15 protein-coding genes are annotated in these 14894 nt (G+C 70.0%); 7 read left to right on the top strand and 8 right to left on the bottom strand.

The window, feature by feature from the left end:
- Positions 1 to 129: 129 nt before the first annotated feature.
- The gene (locus tag W7U_RS18875) at positions 130 to 1050 is read left to right on the top strand and encodes an SDR family NAD(P)-dependent oxidoreductase (protein ID WP_008261350.1); all 921 of its coding nucleotides are present in this window, start codon (positions 130 to 132) and stop codon (positions 1048 to 1050) included.
- A 5-nt stretch (positions 1051 to 1055) separates the two neighbouring features.
- Here W7U_RS18875 and W7U_RS18880 read toward each other — a convergent pair whose 3' ends face one another.
- The 7 genes from W7U_RS18880 to W7U_RS18910 are packed head-to-tail and all read right to left on the bottom strand — an operon-like array spanning position 1056 to position 6180.
- Positions 1056 to 1874 (bottom strand): enoyl-CoA hydratase-related protein, encoded by an 819-nt coding sequence (locus W7U_RS18880; protein ID WP_008261356.1) that lies wholly within the window; start codon positions 1872 to 1874, stop codon positions 1056 to 1058.
- Positions 1871 to 2893, bottom strand: a complete 1023-nt coding sequence (locus W7U_RS18885; protein WP_008261357.1) for a TIGR03617 family F420-dependent LLM class oxidoreductase — start codon at positions 2891 to 2893, stop codon at positions 1871 to 1873. The genes W7U_RS18880 and W7U_RS18885 overlap by 4 nt, the downstream gene beginning before the upstream one ends.
- A gap of 22 nt (positions 2894 to 2915) precedes the next feature.
- Entirely contained in the window at positions 2916 to 3554 is a 639-nt protein-coding gene (locus W7U_RS18890; protein WP_008261358.1) for an LON peptidase substrate-binding domain-containing protein, read from the bottom strand.
- Positions 3554 to 4684: a glutamate--cysteine ligase gene (locus W7U_RS18895; protein ID WP_008261359.1), complete on the bottom strand. Its 1131-nt coding sequence runs from the start codon at positions 4682 to 4684 to the stop codon at positions 3554 to 3556. Before W7U_RS18895 ends, W7U_RS18890 begins: the two co-directional genes overlap by 1 nt.
- Complete coding sequence (locus W7U_RS18900; RefSeq protein ID WP_008261360.1) at positions 4674 to 5357, bottom strand: superoxide dismutase family protein; 684 nt, start codon at positions 5355 to 5357, stop codon at positions 4674 to 4676. Before W7U_RS18900 ends, W7U_RS18895 begins: the two co-directional genes overlap by 11 nt.
- A gap of 21 nt (positions 5358 to 5378) precedes the next feature.
- Complete coding sequence (locus tag W7U_RS18905) at positions 5379 to 5852, bottom strand: LytR C-terminal domain-containing protein (RefSeq protein WP_050989397.1); 474 nt, start codon at positions 5850 to 5852, stop codon at positions 5379 to 5381.
- Between the two features lie 19 nt (positions 5853 to 5871).
- Positions 5872 to 6180: a DUF3263 domain-containing protein gene (locus W7U_RS18910; protein ID WP_008261362.1), complete on the bottom strand. Its 309-nt coding sequence runs from the start codon at positions 6178 to 6180 to the stop codon at positions 5872 to 5874.
- A 202-nt stretch (positions 6181 to 6382) separates the two neighbouring features.
- Here W7U_RS18910 and W7U_RS18915 point away from each other — a divergent pair, with 202 nt between their 5' ends.
- The 6 genes from W7U_RS18915 (at position 6383) to W7U_RS18940 (ending at position 14133) form a co-directional block, all read left to right on the top strand.
- On the top strand, positions 6383 to 6976 hold the full coding sequence (locus W7U_RS18915) for a peptide deformylase (protein WP_008261364.1): 594 nt from the start codon (positions 6383 to 6385) through the stop codon (positions 6974 to 6976).
- A complete protein-coding gene (locus tag W7U_RS18920) occupies positions 6976 to 7869 on the top strand; it encodes a hypothetical protein (RefSeq protein WP_008261366.1) in 894 nt (297 codons plus the stop codon). Before W7U_RS18915 ends, W7U_RS18920 begins: the two co-directional genes overlap by 1 nt.
- Position 7870: 1 nt before the next feature.
- Positions 7871 to 8677: an exodeoxyribonuclease III gene (locus tag W7U_RS18925; protein ID WP_008261368.1), complete on the top strand. Its 807-nt coding sequence runs from the start codon at positions 7871 to 7873 to the stop codon at positions 8675 to 8677.
- Between the two features lie 127 nt (positions 8678 to 8804).
- Entirely contained in the window at positions 8805 to 9278 is a 474-nt protein-coding gene (locus W7U_RS18930) for a hypothetical protein (protein ID WP_008261371.1), read from the top strand.
- A gap of 39 nt (positions 9279 to 9317) precedes the next feature.
- Complete coding sequence (locus W7U_RS18935) at positions 9318 to 13736, top strand: cation-translocating P-type ATPase (protein WP_231504904.1); 4419 nt, start codon at positions 9318 to 9320, stop codon at positions 13734 to 13736.
- 121 nt (positions 13737 to 13857) lie between these two features.
- The gene (locus tag W7U_RS18940; protein ID WP_008261377.1) at positions 13858 to 14133 is read left to right on the top strand and encodes a hypothetical protein; all 276 of its coding nucleotides are present in this window, start codon (positions 13858 to 13860) and stop codon (positions 14131 to 14133) included.
- A gap of 53 nt (positions 14134 to 14186) precedes the next feature.
- Here W7U_RS18940 and W7U_RS18945 read toward each other — a convergent pair whose 3' ends face one another.
- A complete protein-coding gene (locus tag W7U_RS18945) occupies positions 14187 to 14870 on the bottom strand; it encodes a PAS and ANTAR domain-containing protein (RefSeq protein WP_008261379.1) in 684 nt (227 codons plus the stop codon).
- Positions 14871 to 14894: the final 24 nt, after the last annotated feature.

The following is a 14894-nucleotide window of genomic DNA, read 5'->3' on the forward strand; positions in this document are numbered from 1 at the left end:
TGATCTGGGCCGTCAGACATGTGCACTCCTTTTCGTCATGCCAGTCTCCGGCTCCCGTGCCCGCGCCGCCAGTCACCGGCGGTAAGGACTTTGCAGCCGCGAACCGGCCGCGGCGATAGGTTGGTCCGCATGACCGAGCATCCAACGGCCCTGCAGATCGTCGAGGGAATCGATTTGTCCGGCAAGACATGTGTGATCACCGGCGCGTCGTCGGGACTGGGCCGCGAGTCGGCCCGGGCGCTGGCCGCCGGGGGCGCGCACGTCATCCTGGCCGCCCGCAACCCCGATGCGCTGGCGGAGACGGCCCGGTGGATCGCGTCCGAGGTTCCGGCTGCCCGGACGTCGACGGTATCGCTCGACCTCACCGACCTGTCCAGCGTGCGGGCGGCGGCGAGCGCGGTCGCCGGCATCACGCCGGTCGTCGACGTGTTGATGAACAACGCCGGCGTGATGTTCACACCCTTTGGCCGGACCCGGGACGGCTTCGAACTGCAAATCGGGACAAACCATTTCGGGCATTTCGAGCTCACCCGGCTGCTGATCCCCCAGCTCACCGCCGCCGGCGCCGCCCGGGTGGTGATCCTGTCGTCCGGTGGCCACGTGATGGGTGACGTCGACGTCGACGACCCCAACTGGGAGCGTCGCGAATACGACAAGTTCGCCGCCTACGGCGCCTCCAAGACGGCGAACGTCCTGCATGCGATCGAAGCCGACCGGCGCCTGCGCGACGCGGGAATCCGCGCCTACGCCGTGCATCCGGGCACCGTGGCGACCGCGCTCGCGCGGTACATGTCGCGCTCGGACTTCTCCGCGCTGCGCAGCCTCGTCGCCGAAAACAGCCGCGAGCCCTCCGACGGCTTCCTCGATTTCGTCATGCCCGAACACGGTGCGGCGACGCAGGTATGGGCCGCGGTAAGCCCCGACCTCGCCGGCCGCGGCGGGGACTACCTGGAGGACTGCGGGATCGGTGAGGCAGCGCCGCACGCTCGCGACGAGCGGCGCGCGGCGCAACTGTGGGAGCTCTCCGAAAGGCTTTGCACCGCACGATGACTCGGTCACGGTTCGGGAAGCGGTACCCAATCCCGGGAAACCCGGGCGGTGAAATTCGGTGCGCGGTGGTCCAGGAAGGCGGCGACGCCCTCAGCGGCGTCGGCGCCGCCCATCACCCGCTCGTGCAACCGGGTCTCCAGCGCGGCGACCTGCCGTGGCGTGTAGTGATGGATCGCGCTGTCCCACAGCAGGCGTTTACACAGCGCGGCCGACATCGGCGCCACGTTGAGCGCGATGTCGCGGGCCACCGTCAGCGCGTCGTCGAGGACCCGCTCGCCGGGCAGGGCCCGGTTGGCGATCCCGAGCGTCACGGCCTCGGCCCCGCCGAACGTCCGGCCGGTGAGCAGGATGTCGGCGGCCACCCCCAGGGTGGTCAACTGGGCCAGCGTCCAATGCGCCATGCAGTCGGGGATCACGCCCCGCCGTACCTGCACCACACCGTATTTGGCGTCCTCGGCCAGGATCCGGATGTCTGCCTGTAACGCGATCGTGAGGCCGATTCCGATGGCGTGGCCGTTGACCGCGGCAATCACCGGTTTGCGCAATTCGAAGGCCGCCGGGGTGATCGGCGACGCCGAGAACGTGCCGTCAGCGGCGGGCGCATCGAAAGGGCTTGCGTCACCGGAGAAGTCGGCGCCGGCGCAAAAGGCGCGCCCCGCCCCGGTCACCACGATGGCCCGCACGTCGTCGTCCTCGTCGCACTCCCGGTACGCGCGGCTCAGCAGGGCGCCCATCTCGGCGGTGTAGGCGTTGAGCTGTTCGGGGCGGTTGAGCGTGAGTACCGCGACGCCCGAGTCGATTTCGACCGTCAGGTCATCGCTCATGGCAGGGCCGGCGCCCGGTGCAGGGCCCCGATCAGGTCGGCGATGTCGGCGTCGCGCGGCGTGTAGCCGGGGAAGTAACAGCACACCTCCCCCGCGTGCTCGCCGAACCGGCCGGCGATCTGCCGCGCGCATTCCTCGGGCGTTCCGACGATCCCGATCCGGGCCACCATCTCGTCGCTGACCAGCCGGCGCATCTCGGCGAAGCGGCCCTGCTTGGACAGGGCGTTGAGCTCGGGCTGGACATCGTCCCAGCCCTCGACCTGCAGCACCGGCAGGTAGGCCGGCGTCGAGCCGTAAAACGCGATGAGGGACGCCACCCCGTTGACCGCGGCCGCCAGATCCGCCTCGTCGCGGCCGACGGCAACCATGGCCTGGGCGATGACGGTGAACTCACCGAACGCCCGGCCCGAACGGCGCAGCCCCTCGGCAATCGCGGGCACGGTGCGTTCGGCGAAATGGCGGGCGCTGTTGAACGGCATCACCAACAATCCGTCGGCGACCTCGGCGGCGGTGCGGGTCATCACCGGGCCCAGCGCGCCCAGCAGCACCGGCGGCGGGCCGAACGGGTTGGGCCCGGGGTTGAAGTTGGGCGCCATCACGGTGTGCGTGTAGAACTCGCCGCGAAAGTCCAAGCGGCCCTGGTTTTCCCACGCGGCGAAGATCGCCTTGATCGCGGCGATGGCCTCGGCCATACGGGCCGCGGGCTTGTCCCATTTACTGCCATAACGCTTTTCGATGTGCACCTTGATCTGGGAGCCGAGGCCGAGGCGGAACCGCCCGCCGCTATAGCACTGCAGGTCGTAGGCCGAGTGCGCCAGGTGCAACGGGCTGCGCGGCGGCGCGATCGCCACGTTGGTCATGAGGTCCAGGCCGGTCGTGCCGGCGGCGAGGAGCAGCGGGAAGAAGACGTCGTGCTGGCCTTCGAACGTGAACAGGCCATCCGCGCCCGTCGCGGCTATGTCGGCGGCGCTGGCCGCCGCACCCGCCGGTGAACCGTCCACCTGCAGGTGAACCTTCATCGTAAGCTCCTGTCGCGCAGTTCTATTCGGAGAGCTGAAACTCGACCACCTCGGCGACCGCGTCCACGGCTTCGCTCAGCGCGGCGAGGCGCTCGGCGGCCGTTGGGGCCGCCAGCACCGTGTAGCGGTCGGCCGTGCCGATCGGGATGCGCGAGGCCAACGCGAACAGGCGCTCCCCCGCCGGGGCCTGGGGGTCGTGGCCCAACAGCACCTCGCGGCCGGGCAGGGTGATCCCGCGCGCCTGCGCGATCCGCTCGAACAGGGCCACCGCGCGGTCTTCGACGTCGAGCAACTGGGCCGGCGAGACCTCGGGTCCCGGCTCGTCGGGCCATAGCGTGATCCGCGCCCGCGGATAGGGATCGTCGGGCAGCCATTCGCGCACCCGGATCCGTTCGCCGGTCCGGCAGCGCAGCGCGTACAGGCCGGCGCCCTGGTCGACGCATTCGGTGATCCGCGACAGCACGCCGACGTCGCAACGCTCATCACCGCCGCCCACCTCGCGCCCCCGCGCGATCAGCACCACCCCGAACGGGTCGCCCGCGTCCACGCAATGCCGCACCAGCGCCCCGTAACGGGGCTCGAAGATCCGCAGCGGCAGGTCCTGGTCGGGCAGCAGCGCCGACTCGAGCGGAAACATCGCCAGCTCAAGGGATTCCATCATCAGATTTCCAGCTCGGACACCAGGGCGTCGACGACCGCGCGCAGGTCGCCGTCATGTTCCTCGGCCACCCGGCGCTGGCGCTGGTAGGAGGCGCCCTGCCGGGGTATCTCGGCCACCGCGGCGAGCTCGTCGACGCAGTTCAACTTCTTCGCGACCGGCTCCAGCCGGTTCAGCACGTCGTCGAGATCCTCGGTGACCAATCGCTCGTTGCTGTCGGCGTCCAGGATGATCACCGCGTCCAGGCCGTAGCGCGCCGCGCGCCATTTGTTCTCCTGGTTGTGCCACGGCGGCATGCTGGGCAACGACTCGTCGGCTTCGAGCCTGCGGTCCAAATCGACCACCAGGCAATGCGTGAGAGCGACCAGCGCGCCCAGCTCCCGCAGGTTGGACACGCCGTCGCAGATCCGCATCTCGAGCGTGCCCAGGTGCGGGGAAGGCCTGATGTCCCAACGGACTTCGTCGACGTGGTCGATGATGCCGGTCTTCTTCTGGTCGTAGACGAATCCCTCGAACTCCGACCAGGTCTGGAACTGAAACGGCAGCCCGGCGGTGGGCAGCTGCTGAAACATCATCGCCCGGTTGCTGGCGTACCCGGTGTCCACGCCGGTCCACCACGGTGAGGACGCCGACAGCGCCAACAGGTGCGGGTAGTAGTTCAGCAGCGACGTCATGATCGGCATCACCTTGTTCGGCGAGGAGATCCCGACGTGCACGTGCACACCCCAGATCAGCATCTGCCGTCCCCACCACTGGGTGCGCTTGATCAGCTCGGCGTAGCGCGCGCCGGCGGTGAGCTTCTGGGTGGTCCACTGCGCGAACGGATGTGCGCCGGCGCAGAAGAGCTCCATGCCCCGATCCCGCACGATGCGTCGCGCCGGGCCCAGGGTCTGCCGCAGGTCCTCCATCGCTTCGCCCGCGGTTTGGCAGATGCCGGTGACGACCTCGACGGTGTTGCGCAGCAATTCCTTGTGCACACGCGGGTTTTCGCCGATCTCGGCGATCACCGCGGTGGCTTCGTTGCTCAGGTCGCGGGTCTGCGCGTCGACGAGCGCGAACTCCCACTCCACCCCGATGGTCGGCCGTGACGAACGGGCGAAATCGATGCGCGCGTCACGCCTTTTAGCCGGCACCGATGACACCGCATGCCACCCGCTTGCCGGCGTCACCGGTGCTCTTCGTCGTCTCGTCGGGGCCCGGCGTGCCGTTGGTCTGGTTGTAGCGCTCGGCGGGGATGTTGGCGAAGTTGTCCGCGTCGGCGTGAATGATGATCGCGGTCTTCTGCCCGGTGAGCAGGTCCTCCATGGCGAAGGCATCGGTGGTGGTCACCAACGTCCCGGAACCGTCTTTGCGCACCTGCAGGGAGGTCAGGTCCCCGCTGGCGGGTTCGGTGGCGTGTCCGGGCACCTGGAAGTGCCCACCGGCGGACAGGAAGTCGCCGGGCGCACCGCCGTTCGGGGCGACCGAGTTGGGCTCGCACTTGCCCACCTTGTGGATGTGGACGCCGTGAAAGCCGGGCGCGAGTACGCCGTTGGCGGTCGTCTCGATGGTGACCGTCGCGTAGCCGTTGTTGAATTCGAACTTGGCGATCGCGACCTGGGTGCCGTCCGGTGCCTTCAGGTGCGTGGTGACGGTGGGCACCTCCGCCGGCCCCGCCTCTGCGGCCTTGGCGCCCGACGGCGACGGCGATCCCGTCCAGATCGCGGGCGTGGTGCCCGGGACGGACGACGCGTACTGCGGCGTCGAGCAGGCGCCCAGCAGCGCGGCGCAACCGGCCAGAACCAGGGAGGGGGGCAGCTTAGGCATAGCCAGCAGCCTATCGCTTATCTAGCCCGCGACGAGGACGATGACACCCGGCGGCTCCCCGCTCAGCGCGGGAATGCGCGGTTCGACGGGGGCGCCCAGCTTCTTGCCGATCGCGTCGGCGGTGGCGTGTTCGTCGTCGGCGTCGGTGTAGTAGACCGTGGTGGCCGAGACGTCGGGCACGGTCATGTTGTCGACCTTGGTGACCTTGAAGCCGGCGGACGTCAGCTGGTCTCCGGTGCGCGCGGCGACGCCCTCTTTGGTGGAGATGTTGTACACCTGCACCTCGGCCTGGGTGGCGGCCGGCTTGTTGCTCGTCGACGTGGCCGACGCGGTGGCGGTCGCGCTCGGTACCGGCGACGCCGAATCGTCGTCAGAGCTCCCGGAGGTGCCCAGCGCCTGCCAGCCGAGCAGCAGGAAGATGACGCCGAGGAACAACAGCACCATCACCATGGCCCGCAAGGGCAGCCCAGTGGAGTCGGGAACTCGTTCTTTCATCGAGCCCTACTGTAACGAGTCAGGTCACCTCGAAGCCGAGACGCCGCGCCGCCCGTGCCTTCTGCCTGCTGGCGCGCAGCCGGCGCAGCCGTTTCACCAGCATCGGATCGGCCGCCAGCGCCTCAGGCCGGTCAACGAGCGCGTTGAGCACCTGGTAGTACCGCGTCGCCGACATCGAGAACAACTCCTTGATGGCGTCTTCCTTCACACCGGCGAACTTCCACCACTGGCGTTCGAAGGCCAGGATGTCGTGTTCGCGGCGGGTAAGGCCATCGGCGACCTCAGAATCGTCCCCCGATCGATTTGCCCGCGCCATGGCGCTGTCCATATTGCTTCCCCTGGACCCTTTCGGCGAATTCCGAACTGCTCGAATGACTTGACTTAGCTAAGGGCGTGTTTCGGCGAATATTGAAACACGCCCCAAACCCTCAAGCCGTCATCCAGACCCGCGAGTCGGCCGATTGGCCTAATTGCCCACCCCGAAGATCGGCGGCTGAGCAGCCCACGGGCGTGCGGTAGCTTAGCCGACCATGGCAGTCGTTCCGATCCGCATTGTGGGAGATCCCGTCCTGCATACCCCGACGAAACCGGTGCCCGTCGCTGCCGACGGTTCGCTGCCCGCCGAGCTGCCGGCGTTGATCGCCGACCTGTACGACACCATGGACGCCGCGCACGGGGTCGGCCTGGCGGCCAACCAGATCGGGGTCGGCTTGCGGGTCTTCGTCTACGACTGCGCCGACGAACGCGGGCGCACCGAGCGCCGGCGCGGCGTCGTCGTCAATCCGGTCCTGGAAACCTCCGAGGTACCCGAGACCATGCCCGACCCGGACAACGACGACGAGGGCTGCCTGTCCGTCCCCGGCGAGTCGTTCCCCACCGGCCGGGCGAAGTGGGCGCGGGTCACCGGGCTGGACGCCGACGGCAACCCGGTCACCCTCGAGGGCAACGACCTGTTCGCCCGCATGCTGCAGCACGAGACCGGACACCTCGACGGCTTCCTGTATCTGGATCGCCTCGTCGGCCGGCATGCCCGCAGCGCGAAACGCGCCGTCAAATCCCACAACTGGGGCGTCCCCGGCCTCTCCTGGATGCCCGGCGAGGGACCGGACCCGTTCGGTCACTGATGATCTCGTGGCCGGCCCTGGGAACGCGGGTGATGGTTCGTTACCGGCTCGCCGAAGGATCGGTACCGCCGTTGACCGACGCGGTGGGACACCTGCTGGCGGTCGACCCGGTAGTGCGGCTGCAGACCAAAACGGGCGCGGTCGTCGAATGTTCGCCCGCCGATGTGGTGATGCTGCGGGTGCTGACCTTCGCCCCGGTGCGCACCTCCGACATCCGCGCGCTCGAGCACGCGGCGGCGATGGCCTGGCCCGGCGTCGAACACGCCTGGCTTGAGGGCTGGCTGCTGCGGGCCGGCTCCCCAACCGGCAAGGGCACCGAGCTGCCCGCGAATTCGGCGGTGCCGCTGGATCTTTCGGCTCGCCTGGGTACCGTACCGGCGATCGTGGACTGGTACGAGCGCCGCGGCCTGACACCGCGGCTGGCGATACCCGATCGGTTGTTGTCGGTGCCGACCGGTTCGACGGGCGAACAGCCCGAAAGCGTGCTGGTGCGCGACGTGTCGGAAACGGCCGCGCGCGAACCCGACCCGTCCGCCGGCCTCTCGGCGCGCCCCGACGATGCCTGGCTGTCGATTTTCGGGCCCGAGGTCGACGTCGACGTGCTCACCGCGGTGGGCAACGGCGAGCTCATGTTCGGGACACTGGGCGGCGCGGCGGTCGCGCGTGCCGCGGTGACCGACGCCCCCGACGGCGCGCGCTGGGTCGGGCTGTCGGCGATCCGCGGCGACGACCGGGCCGCGACGGCCTTGTGCGAAGCGTTGTTGGCGTGGGGCGCCGGTCGCGGCGCGGCGCGCGGCTACGTCGCCGTCCCCGACGCCGAGGCCGACACCGGGTGGCTGGGCTTCCGGCTGCACCACCACCGCCGCTACTTCCCGGTCCGGCAGGGCGCCTGAAATGCGGCTCGCCACCTGGAACGTCAATTCGATCCGCTCCCGGCTGCCGCGCGTCCTCGACTGGCTGGCCCGCACGGACGTCGACGTGCTGGCCATGCAGGAGACCAAGTGTTCCGACAGCCAGTTCCCGACCCTGCCGTTCTTCGAACTCGGCTACGAGGTCGCCCACGTCGGTTTCAACCAGTGGAACGGCGTGGCGATCGCGTCCCGCGTCGGCCTCGAGGACGTGCAGATCGGATTCGACGGCCAGCCGACCTGGAGCGGCAAGCCGGAGGTCGCCGCCGTCGCGGAGGCCCGCGCACTGGCCGCCACCTGCGGCGGCGTGCGGTTGTGGAGCCTCTACGTTCCCAACGGCCGCGCGCTGGGCGACCCGCACTACGCGTACAAGCTCGATTGGCTTGCCGCGCTGCGTGATTCGGCGGAAGGATGGTTGCGCGACGACCCCGGCGCCGCGATCGCGCTGGCCGGCGACTGGAATATCGCTCCGCAGGACGACGACGTGTGGAGCATGGAGTTCTATGCCGGCGCCACGCACGTCTCCGCACCGGAGCGCCGCGCGTTCAACGCGATCGTCGAGGCGCAATTCACCGACCTGGTACGGCCTTTCGCGCCGGGGCCCGGCGTCTACACGTACTGGGACTACACCCGGCTGCGGTTCCCGAAGCGGCAGGGCATGCGCATCGACTTCATCCTGGGCTCACCGGCATTGGCGAGTCGCGTGACCGACGCGCGGATCGACCGCGAGGAACGCAAAGGCAAGGCCGCCAGCGATCACGCGCCCGTGCTCGTCGATCTGCGCGTCGACTGACGCCGCGACCCGGCGTAGGCTAACTGGCAGCGCAATTCCGTAGATCCCCTCAACTGTGCGATCCACGGTATACATGAAAACAGCGAACGCGAATTGCATGAATACGAAATTGGGCCAGGGAGTCAACATGGGTGTCGTCGACGGAGCGGTTCGCAGCGTGGGGCGAACACTGAATCGTGCGGCATCGGTCACCACCTCCACTGCCGGCGCGGTCGGCGGAGCGGCGGTGAACGGTGTCGTCGGCGGCATCAAGGGCGCCGCGGACGGCATTCAGCAGGGCATCAGCAAGGGCAGCAAATCGACGACGGCCGCCGCGGTGGGCCTGGGAGCGCTCGGCGCCATCGGCCTGATCGAGTGGCCGGTGCTGCTCGCGGTCGGCGGCGGGGCGCTGGTGTTGCAGCGGATCGCCCGCCAGCAGAAGGAGTCGGCCCCGCCGTCCAGGGCAAAGCTGACGACGGTGCCGACCAAGCCCGAACCCGAGCCCCAGACGCGCAAATCGCCGCCGCAAAAGGCCCCCACCAAGCGGGCGGCCGCCAGTAAACCGGCCAAGAAGGCCACCGGCCGCCGCGCCGGCAGCGCCGCGCTGCGCAGCACCAACTGACACGGAATCCTTACTGAACCCTTGAGTATCACAACGTCTCTGCGACGGTCGCTGCCGTCGCGACTGATTTCTGCGGGCCTACAGGCGACAACCGAGCTGGCGCGAGCCGGGATCGAAACCGGTATCGACGTCGCGACGATCCCCCTGCGCGAGGGGGCCAAGGCGCTGTCCGGCGAACTCTCCCGCGCCACGTTGCGCCGGCATTGCTGGCGTGGCAACGGCCGCGCGTGGATCGAGGTACGCGGGCTGGCGGACGCGGCCGACGGCCCACTCGGTCCGACCGTGCTCGAGGCGATCCTGGCCCATCCCGGCGTGGCGTCAGCAAAGCTGAATCGTCCCCTGTCCCGGGTGGTCGTGGACCTCGACGACCCGGACACCTCGCTGAGCGACCTCTGCCGCGTCGTCGAGGAAGCCGAAAACCGTTGCCCGACAACGCAAGATGCCGGCCAGGCGTCGGCGAGCCTGCCGGGCGACGGCCTGGTGCTGGCGACCAGGGCGGTCACCGTGGCCGCCAATGCGGCCGGGCTGGGTGTCGCGCTCTTCGGCCGGGCCACGCGGCTACCCCGGCTGCCGGTCACCATCGCCGCGGGCATCACGTTCTTCGACTACCAGCCCTGGCTGCGCCGTCGGCTCGAAGACCGCATCGGCGGCCCCGCCACCGACACCGTGATGACGCTGGTGCAGGCGACCAGCCAGACGCTCTCCCAGTCGCCGACGTCGCTGTCGCTGGGGCTGACGATGCAGTCGCTGAAGGTCGCCGAGTGCCGCGCCGAGGCACGAGCCTGGGAACAGCATGAGCCCGAGCTGGCGCGCCACGCCGACCAACCGCTGTCCCCCCGCTCGCCGCGGCCGCAGCCGTCGAGGGGCATGGAGCGCGCGCCCGGTCGCTTCGCCCTCCTTCAGGCGCTCAGCGCCGGCGCGATCGGCGCCGGCACCCGCAACCTGAACATGGCCGCCACCGCGGTGCAGGTGACCACCCCCAAGGCCAACCGGACCACCCCCGAGGCGTTCGCCGCGACGCTGGGCCGCGGCCTGGCCGAGCGACATTCGGTGTTGCCGTTGCGGCCCGAAAGCCTGCGCCGGCTGAACAAGGTCGACACCATCGTCATCGACCCCCGCGTGTTGTGTACCGACACGTTGCGGGTGTCCCGCATCCGCGGCGCGGACGACAGCGAGCTACCCGCGGCCTGGAATCGCGCCCAGCTCATGCTGGAGAACAGCGGCCTGCGCGCCGGCTGGCGCAAGGTGCCCGGCATATCGAGCGGCCGGTCCGGTGCACAGGTCAAGGCGCTGTTCCTGCCGGCCCACGATCCGCTGGCCTCCGCCGTCGTCGGCGAGGCCAACCGCGCCGGGGCGCAACTGGTGACGGTCGACCACGAGTCGCTCGACGAGTTGCGGCCGGCGTTCGACGAGGTCCGGCCGCTGAAGAGCGGGACCGACAAGTCCATCGACGACGCGCTGGCCGCCGCGGTGGACGACCTGCAGGAGGCCGGCCGCACCGTGGCCGTGCTGTCGTCGACTGCCGCACAAGCCATTTCGTCGGCGCATCTGGCGCTCGGCGTGTTGCCGCAGGACGGCGTGGGTGCCCCGCTGTGGAACGCTGACCTGCTGTTGCCGGACCTTCAGGCCGCCTGGCGGGTGCTGCACGCGCTGCCCGCGGCCGCCGCGGCGACCCAGCGCGGCATCGGGATTTCGGCCGGTGCCACCGCGATGGGGTCGCTGTTCATGATCCCGGGCGTGCGGGGCAACCTCGGATCCGAAACGGTGAACGTCGGCGCGGCGGCCGGTCTGCTCTCGGGATACCTGCTCGCCCGCGGGGTCCTGGGCGCGGACACCCCACGCCCGGCGGCCACGCACGAATGGCACGCGATGTCGGTCGAGCAGGTCCGTAAGGCGTTGCCCGAGCAGGATTCCGCGGCGCCCGTCCCGACGGAGCGAGGCACCCCCGCGGCCCTGCGGCTGGCGGAGACGCCCGCGCAGGCGGTGTGGCAGCTCGCCAAGGCGGTGCGCGCCGAATTGTCCGACCCGCTGACCCCGGTGATGGCGCTCGGCTCGGCCGCCAGCGCCGTGCTCGGTTCGCCCGTCGACGCGATGTTGGTCGGCACCGTGCTCACCGGCAACTCGATCCTGGCCGCCGCGCAGCGGCTGCGCGCCGAGAAGCGGTTGAGTTATCTACTGGCCCAACAGACTCCGCCCGCCCGGAAGGTCATCGGCGGCCCGGACGGCGCGCGCACGTACACGCTCGTCGACGCCGCGCAACTGCGGCCGGGCGACGTCATCGAGGTGCGCACGCACGAGGTGGTGCCCGCCGACGCCCGCGTCATCGAAGAGGTCGACGTCGAGGTCGACGAATCGGCGCTCACGGGCGAATCGCTGTCGGTCGAGAAGCAGGTCGAGGCGACGCCCGGCGCGCCGCTCGCCGAGCGTCGCTGCATGGTGTTCGCCGGGACCACCGTGGTGGCCGGTACCGCCCTGGCCCTGGTGACCGCGGTCGGGCCCGACACCCAGCAGCGCCGCGCCGCCGACCTCATCTCCGGCGAGCTGTCCTCCGACATCGGTCTGCAGCACCAGCTCGGCCAGCTGACCACCAAGGCGCTTCCGGTGAGCATCACCGGCGGCGCGCTGGTCGGCGCGCTCGGGCTGTTGCGCCGCCTCCCCCTGCAGCACGCGGTCGGCAGCGCCATCGCCATCGCGGTCGCCGCCGTCCCCGAGGGAATGCCGCTGGTGGCCACGCTGGCCCAGGCGTCGTCGGCGCGACGGCTCACGAAGTTCGGTGCGCTGGTGCGGGTTCCGCGCTCGGTGGAGGCGCTCGGCCGCATCGAGGTGGTGTGCTTCGACAAGACCGGGACGCTCAGCGAAAACCGCCTGCGCGTCTCGCAGGTCCATCCCGCGCCCGGGTACTCGCGCGAGGAGGTGCTGCGCTGCGCCGTGCACGCCGCGCCGGTGACCAACGGCGGCACCCAGGTGCACGCCACCGATGTCGCCATCGTCGAGGCCGGTTCGGCCGTTGACGGCTCGGCGTCCGCACCGCCGACCGCGCACCTGCCGTTCCGCTCCGGCAGGTCCTTCTCCGCCTCGGTGACCGGCACCGAGCTGACCGTCAAGGGCGCGCCCGAAGTGGTCCTGGCCGCCAGCGGGGACACCGGCGCGATGGAAGGCACGGTCGCCGAACTCGCCGCCGGCGGCCTGCGCGTCATCGCGGTGGCGCGCCGCGAGCTGACCGCCCAACAGGCCCGGGCGATAGCGGAAAACCCCGATGACATCGCCGAGTACTGCACCAGCGGGTTGACGTTGACCGGCTTCCTCGGCCTGTCCGACACCCCGCGCGCCGAGGCCGCGAAATTGCTCGCCGACCTCGGCGGCCTCGGGGTGGGCGTGAAGCTGATCACCGGTGACCATCCGATCACCGCCAAGGCCATCGCCGCCGAGCTGGGGCTCAACGTGACCGCCGATCAGGTGATCAGCGGCGCCGAATGGGAGGCCTTGTCGCGCAAGGACCAGGAGCGCGTCGCGGCGGAGCGGGTGATCTTCGCCCGCATGACACCGGAGAACAAGGTCCAGGTTGTCCAGGCGCTGGAGAACGCGGACGTGCGGACGGCGATGGTGGGCGACGGCGCCAACGACGCCGCCGCCATCCGGTCCGCCACGGTCGGCATCGGCGTGGTCGCCCATGGCAGCGACCCGGCGCACCTGGTGGCCGACGTGGTGCTGGTCGACGGCAGGATCGACGCGCTCATGGAGGCCATCCGGGAAGGACACCAGCTGTGGCGGCGGGTGCAGTCGGCGGTGTCGGTGCTGCTCGGCGGCAACGCCGGCGAGGTGATCTTCGCGATCATCGGCAGCGCGATCACCGGCACGTCGCCCCTGAACACGCGCCAGCTGCTGCTGGTCAACACGATGACCGACGCCCTGCCGGCCGCCGCGCTCGCGGTCAGCAAGCCCAGCGGCCCGATCGACCCGCGGCTGCGCGGCGCGGATCAGGCCGCGCTGTGGCAGGCGGTCACCATCCGCGGCGTCACCACGGCGGCGGCGACGACGGCGGCGTGGGCGATGGCGGGCCTGTCCGGCCCGCTGAGTAGTCCGCAACGCGCCTCGACCGTCGCGCTGGTCGCGCTGGTGGGGACCGAACTGGGCCAGACGCTGGTGGAGTCTCAGGCCCCGCTGGTGGTGCTCACCGCGCTGGGTTCACTCGGCCTGGTGGGGGTCCTGATCAGCACGCCAGGCGTCAGCCAGCTGCTCGGCTGTACGCCACTCGGACCGTTCGGCTGGGCCCAGGGCCTGGGCGCCGCCGCGGCGGCGACGGTCGCGACCGGCGTGCTGTCACGTGCGCTGACGGGTCGGGACAAATCAAACCCGGAGCCGCCGCCGGATCCCGCCGAGCCTCCCGCTCCGAGTTCCGAATCTCGACCACCCCGGCGCGCCACAACAGCGCATAGAGTTCCAGTAACGGCACCCTGAGCACCGAAGCAATCGACGAAACTAGCGGATCGCCCCCGGTGCCTGTCATCGTCGACATAGGTCCGACGTTGTACGCGTGACCCAGCGAGGCGGGAAACCCTTCGTTACCGAAAGGCAAATGATGGCGGAAAAGAAGTCGCGGCGCCAGACGTCCCAGCGCGATGCGGTGGAGAAGATCCGCGAGGGCGAAACGTTTGTGGTGAACCTGCCGGCGATCGGCCAGGTGCAGATTCCCCGGCCCGAGCAGTTGGCCTACTTCGGGGGGTTGGCCGCCCTGGCGGCGTTCGAACTCATCGACTGGCCGGTGGCCGTCGTGATCGCCGCCGGACACCTGCTGGCGAGCAACCACCACAACAAGCTTCTCGAGGAACTCGGCGAGGCGATGGAGGAGGTCTGACCTCGTAACGCGCCGGCAGCGTCGGACCTGTCGCCACAGCCGACGTCGAGATCCTAGTCGGCGGGCCTGGGCGAAATCCGTTCGTGCACGGTCAGCAGCAAATGGTCGAACTGGCTTTGCACGGCGGTCGACGGCGCCGGCAGGCCGGCCATTTCGTCGAGCAGCTGCTTGGCCAGCGCACGCAGTTTCACGTTGGTCTCCTGCGAGCGCCACTGCAGCACGCGGAAGGCCTGTTGTGCGCTGACCCGGTAGACGGACATCAGCACGCCCTTGGCCTGTTCGATGGCCGCGCGGCTCTCGACGAGATCCGGCAGCGCCTCGTCGAGCACCTCCTGGCGGGTCTCGTCCAGGGTGTCGGTGAGGTCGATGTAATAGCCCTCGGTGCCCAGCACGGCGCCCGACTCGTCCAGCATGCGGTCAGCGACGACGATCGCGTCGTGCACCGTGCCCGCGGTGTCGAGGAATCGGTGCCGGCTCGAGAACGAGCCCTCCGACTGCAGCGCGTAGTCCAGCAACTCCTGGACGTGCGCGCGGTCGTCGGGATGCTTGTGCGACAACAGCAGTTGGGTCGTCGGCTCCACGTCGTTGGGTTCGTAGCCGTGCATCCTGGCGACCTCGTCGGACCATTCCCAGCGTTGTCCCCCGAACCAGAAGCGGAAGGTGCCGATGTTCAGGTATTCGGACGGCCCACGGGATCGCGCGTCATCGCCGTTCGTGGATGGGTCGCCAGCTTGCACGTTTGCATCTTTCCACTCGGGGGA

Source organism: Mycobacterium sp. H4Y (genome assembly GCF_000364405.1).
Classification (GTDB): domain Bacteria; phylum Actinomycetota; class Actinomycetes; order Mycobacteriales; family Mycobacteriaceae; genus Mycobacterium; species Mycobacterium intracellulare.

Excerpts from the sequence above, each read along its gene's own strand:
- W7U_RS18925 (WP_008261368.1), top strand. The coding sequence starts at position 7,871 with ATGCGGCTCGCCACCTGGAACGTCAATTCGATCCGCTCCCGGCTGCCG.
- W7U_RS18905 (WP_050989397.1), bottom strand. The coding sequence starts at position 5,852 with ATGAAAGAACGAGTTCCCGACTCCACTGGGCTGCCCTTGCGGGCCATG.
- W7U_RS18880 (WP_008261356.1), bottom strand. The coding sequence starts at position 1,874 with ATGAGCGATGACCTGACGGTCGAAATCGACTCGGGCGTCGCGGTACTC.
- W7U_RS18930 (WP_008261371.1), top strand. The coding sequence starts at position 8,805 with ATGGGTGTCGTCGACGGAGCGGTTCGCAGCGTGGGGCGAACACTGAAT.
- W7U_RS18940 (WP_008261377.1), top strand. The coding sequence starts at position 13,858 with ATGGCGGAAAAGAAGTCGCGGCGCCAGACGTCCCAGCGCGATGCGGTG.
- W7U_RS18910 (WP_008261362.1), bottom strand. The coding sequence starts at position 6,180 with ATGGACAGCGCCATGGCGCGGGCAAATCGATCGGGGGACGATTCTGAG.
- W7U_RS18885 (WP_008261357.1), bottom strand. The coding sequence starts at position 2,893 with ATGAAGGTTCACCTGCAGGTGGACGGTTCACCGGCGGGTGCGGCGGCC.
- W7U_RS18915 (WP_008261364.1), top strand. The coding sequence starts at position 6,383 with ATGGCAGTCGTTCCGATCCGCATTGTGGGAGATCCCGTCCTGCATACC.
- W7U_RS18920 (WP_008261366.1), top strand. The coding sequence starts at position 6,976 with ATGATCTCGTGGCCGGCCCTGGGAACGCGGGTGATGGTTCGTTACCGG.
- W7U_RS18875 (WP_008261350.1), top strand. The coding sequence starts at position 130 with ATGACCGAGCATCCAACGGCCCTGCAGATCGTCGAGGGAATCGATTTG.
- W7U_RS18890 (WP_008261358.1), bottom strand. The coding sequence starts at position 3,554 with ATGATGGAATCCCTTGAGCTGGCGATGTTTCCGCTCGAGTCGGCGCTG.
- W7U_RS18900 (WP_008261360.1), bottom strand. The coding sequence starts at position 5,357 with ATGCCTAAGCTGCCCCCCTCCCTGGTTCTGGCCGGTTGCGCCGCGCTG.